Annotated in this window: 3 protein-coding genes and 5 tRNA genes; all 8 read left to right on the plus strand. The window is 69.7% G+C overall.

The window, feature by feature from the left end; all coding sequences use genetic code 11:
- The first annotated feature begins 170 nt into the window (after positions 1 to 170).
- The 8 genes from AB0G74_RS34190 (at position 171) to AB0G74_RS34225 (ending at position 3,745) form a co-directional block, all read left to right on the plus strand.
- Complete coding sequence (locus AB0G74_RS34190) at positions 171 to 956, plus strand: fumarylacetoacetate hydrolase family protein (protein ID WP_361154592.1); 786 nt, start codon at positions 171 to 173, stop codon at positions 954 to 956.
- A complete protein-coding gene (gene gltX, locus AB0G74_RS34195; RefSeq protein WP_361154595.1) occupies positions 949 to 2,436 on the plus strand; it encodes a glutamate--tRNA ligase in 1,488 nt (495 codons plus the stop codon). Before AB0G74_RS34190 ends, gltX begins: the two co-directional genes overlap by 8 nt.
- An 18-nt stretch (positions 2,437 to 2,454) precedes the next feature.
- Positions 2,455 to 3,174: an HAD family hydrolase gene (locus AB0G74_RS34200; protein ID WP_361154598.1), complete on the plus strand. Its 720-nt coding sequence runs from the start codon at positions 2,455 to 2,457 to the stop codon at positions 3,172 to 3,174.
- Positions 3,175 to 3,261: 87 nt separating this feature from the next.
- Positions 3,262 to 3,333 (plus strand) — tRNA-Gln (locus AB0G74_RS34205).
- A gap of 21 nt (positions 3,334 to 3,354) precedes the next feature.
- Positions 3,355 to 3,427, plus strand: a tRNA-Glu gene (locus tag AB0G74_RS34210).
- 61 nt (positions 3,428 to 3,488) lie between these two features.
- Positions 3,489 to 3,561: transfer RNA gene (locus tag AB0G74_RS34215), tRNA-Glu, on the plus strand.
- Between the two features lie 16 nt (positions 3,562 to 3,577).
- A tRNA-Gln gene (locus AB0G74_RS34220) sits at positions 3,578 to 3,649 on the plus strand.
- Positions 3,650 to 3,672: 23 nt separating this feature from the next.
- Positions 3,673 to 3,745, plus strand: a tRNA-Glu gene (locus AB0G74_RS34225).
- Positions 3,746 to 3,780 lie beyond the last annotated feature (35 nt).

Consider the following 3,780-nt stretch of genomic DNA (forward strand, 5'->3'; position numbering starts at 1 on the left):
GTCGTCCCCGCCGAGCAGCCGCAGCCCCAGCGCCTCGTTCTCCAGCAGTGCGCGCAGCCGCATCCGGTAGCCGGCGGGTCCGGCGGCGCCACCGGGGAGACCCCGCCGCGTTAGCCTTTACAGATCCGATTCCAGCAGTGTCACCAGCGACAGAGGGGCAGCGGCAACCCGTGCGCATCGCCAGATTCTCCATCGACGGCCATGTGGCCTTCGGCGCGGTCGAGGGCGAGGCCCCTGACGAACTCGTCCTCGACATCATCAAGGGCGTGCCGTTCGCGGACTTCGAACTGTCCGGGACCAAGGTCCCGCTCGACAAGGTGCGGCTGCTGCCGCCGGTGCTCCCGAGCAAGGTGGTGGCCTTCGGCCGGAACTACGCCGAGCACGCGGCGGAGCTGGGCAACGAGCCCGCCGCCGAGCCCTTCGCCTTCTTCAAGCCCTCCACCTCGGTGATCGGCCCCGGCGACCCGATCGGCTACCCCGCTTTCTCGAACGAGGTGCACTACGAGGCCGAGCTGGCCGTGGTGATCGGCCGGATGTGCCGGGACGTCCCCCGCGACCGGGTCGCCGAGGTCGTCCTCGGCTTCACCTGCGCCAACGACATCACCGCGCGTGACGTCCAGCGCCGGGAGAAGCAGTGGGCCCGGGCCAAGGGCTTCGACGGCGCCTGCCCCCTCGGCCCCTGGGTGGAGACCGGTCTCGACCCGGCCGCCGCCGGTGATCTCACCATCCAGTGCACCGTCAACGGGGAGCAGCGCCAGCTGGGCTCCACCCGCGACATGATCCATTCGATCGAGGACCTGGTCGTCAATGTCTCCGAGGCCATGACCCTGCTGCCCGGCGACGTCATCCTCACGGGCACCCCGGCCGGAGTCGGACCGCTCAATGTCGGCGACGAGGTCGCCGTCACCATCCAAGGCATCGGCACTCTCGCCAACAAGGTGATCAAGCGTGGCTAACCCGAACGTCCGCGTACGTTTCTGTCCCTCGCCGACCGGCAACCCGCATGTGGGCCTGGTCCGCACCGCCCTCTTCAACTGGGCCTTCGCCCGTCACAACGGCGGCACCATGGTCTTCCGCATCGAGGACACCGACGCGGCCCGGGACTCCGAGGAGTCGTACCGCCAGCTGCTCGACTCGCTGCGCTGGCTCGGGCTCGACTGGGACGAGGGCCCCGAGGTCGGCGGCCCCCACGCGCCGTACCGCCAGTCGGAGCGGATGGGGATCTACGCGGAGATCGCCGACCGGCTGCTGGCCGCCGGGCGGGCCTACCGCTGCTACTGCACGACCGAGGAGCTGGACGCCCGCCGCGAGGCAGCCAGGGCCGCGGGCCGTCCCTCCGGCTACGACGGCCAGTGCCGCGACCTCACCGACGAGCAGCGGGCCGCGTACGAGGCCGAGGGCCGGGCCGCCATCGTCCGGTTCCGGATGCCCGACGAGCCGATCACCTTCACCGACCTGGTCCGCGGCGAGCTGACCTTCACCCCGGAGAACGTGCCCGACTACGGCATCGTCCGGGCCAACGGCGCACCGCTGTACACCCTGGTCAACCCGGTCGACGACGCCCTGATGGAGATCACCCACGTACTGCGCGGCGAGGATCTGCTCTCCTCCACCCCGCGGCAGATCGCGCTCTACCAGGCCCTGATCGACCTGGGTGTGGCCAAGGAGATCCCGGCCTTCGGGCATCTGCCGTACGTCATGGGCGAGGGGAACAAGAAGCTCTCCAAGCGCGACCCGCAGTCCTCCCTCAACCTCTACCGCGAGCGCGGCTTCCTCCCCGAGGGCCTGCTGAACTATCTGTCGCTGCTCGGCTGGTCCTTCTCCGCCGACCAGGACGTGTTCTCGGTCGCCGAGCTGGTGGAGCGGTTCGACATCGCGGACGTCAACGCCAACCCGGCCCGCTTCGACCTCAAGAAGGCCGAGGCGATCAACGCCGACCACATCCGCCGGCTGGACGTGGCCGCCTTCACCGCCGCCTGCGAGCCGTGGCTGACCGCGCCCTTCGCGAACTGGGAGCCGGAGCGGTTCGACCGTACGGCCTGGGAGGCCATCGCCCCCTACGCCCAGACCCGGCTCACCGTGCTCTCCGACATCACCGCCAATGTGGACTTCCTGTTCCGCGCGGAGCCCGTCGAGGACGAGCCGTCCTGGACCAAGGCGATGAAGCCGGGCGCGGCCGAGCTGCTGGTCACCGCGCGGGAGAAGCTGGCGGCGGCCGACTGGGAGAGCCCCGAGGCGCTCAAGGAGGCCGTACTGGCCGCCGGTGAGGCGCACGGCCTCAAGCTGGGCAAGGCGCAGGCCCCGGTCCGGGTCGCCGTCACCGGCCGTACCGTCGGCCTGCCGCTCTTCGAGTCGCTCCAGATCCTGGGCGCCGAGCGCACCCTGGCCCGGATCGACGCCGCCCTCGCCAGGCTGGCCCGGGAGTCCGCCGGGTAGGACGCATAGGCTGCGGGCATGAGACCACGCGCGATCATCTGGGACGTCGACGACACCATCTTCGATTACCGGGGCGCCGATCTCGCCGGAATGCGCGCACATCTGCTGACCGAGGGCCTGCTCGGCGGGGACGACTCCGCCGAGCGGGCCCTCGGCCGTTGGCAGCGGATCACCGTCCGGCACTGGGCGCGCTTCTCGGCGGGCGAGACGGACTTCCAGGGGCAGCGCCGGGACCGGGTCCGTACCTTCACCGGACGGGCCGGGATGACGGACGCCGAGGCCGACGCCTGGTTCGGCCGGTACATCGTCCACTACGAGGCCGCCTGGTCCCTCTTCCCCGACACCGTGCCCGCCCTCGACCGGCTGAGCGGCTACCGGCACGCGGTGCTCTCCAACTCCTCCGCCGAGGTCCAGGAGCACAAGCTGCGGACCCTCGGGGTACGGGACCGGTTCGAGGCCGTGGTCTGCGCCGCCGAACTGGGGGTCTCCAAACCCGCCGCCGAGGCGTTCCACACCGCCTGCGCGGCCGTCGGACTCCGCCCCGGCGAGGTGGTCTACGTGGGCGATGAACCCGATATCGACGCCCGCGGGGCCGTCGAGGCGGGGCTGCGGGGGATCTGGCTGGACCGGACCGGCCGGGGCGGCCGGCCCGAGCTGATCCGGATCACCGGTCTCGACCAGCTTCCCGGCCTGTTGGCGGGCGATACCCGTTTTGGAGCGCCGTCCACCTTCGGGTAATGTTCTTCCTGCGCCGCCCGAGAGGGCCGAAAGGCCCGGCAGGACGGCGCAAGCCGAGCAAGCCCCCGTAACGGGGTTGCGCTCCGGTGGCCTATGGTGTAATTGGCAGCACGACTGATTCTGGTTCAGTTAGTCTAGGTTCGAGTCCTGGTAGGCCAGCTCGCAGAGCTCATCTGCAAAGCCCCCGTTGTGTAGCGGCCTAGCACGCTGCCCTCTCAAGGCAGTAGCGCCGGTTCGAATCCGGTCGGGGGTACAGATCCTTCCCGTGTACGTATCTGGGTCGCTCCCGATGCTTACGACGCAGGATCGCTAGGGCCCCCGTTGTGTAGCGGCCTAGCACGCCGCCCTCTCAAGGCGGTAGCGCCGGTTCGAATCCGGTCGGGGGTACTGGTCTAAACCACCATGGGCTATGGTGTAATTGGCAGCACGAGTGATTCTGGTTCATTTAGTCTAGGTTCGAGTCCTGGTAGCCCAGCTGGTCCCTAGGATCATTGATTTGCCCCCGTTGTGTAGCGGCCTAGCACGCCGCCCTCTCAAGGCGGTAGCGCCGGTTCGAATCCGGTCGGGGGTACGTTGAGAGAAGGCCCTCCGCGTCAGCGCGGAGGG

Source organism: Streptomyces sp. NPDC020875, assembly GCF_040641415.1.
Classification (GTDB): Bacteria; Actinomycetota; Actinomycetes; order Streptomycetales; family Streptomycetaceae; genus Streptomyces.

Bases quoted from the DNA above. Each gene is read 5' to 3' on its own strand.
- AB0G74_RS34200 (WP_361154598.1), top strand. From the start codon at position 2,455: ATGAGACCACGCGCGATCATCTGGGACGTCGACGACACCATCTTCGAT.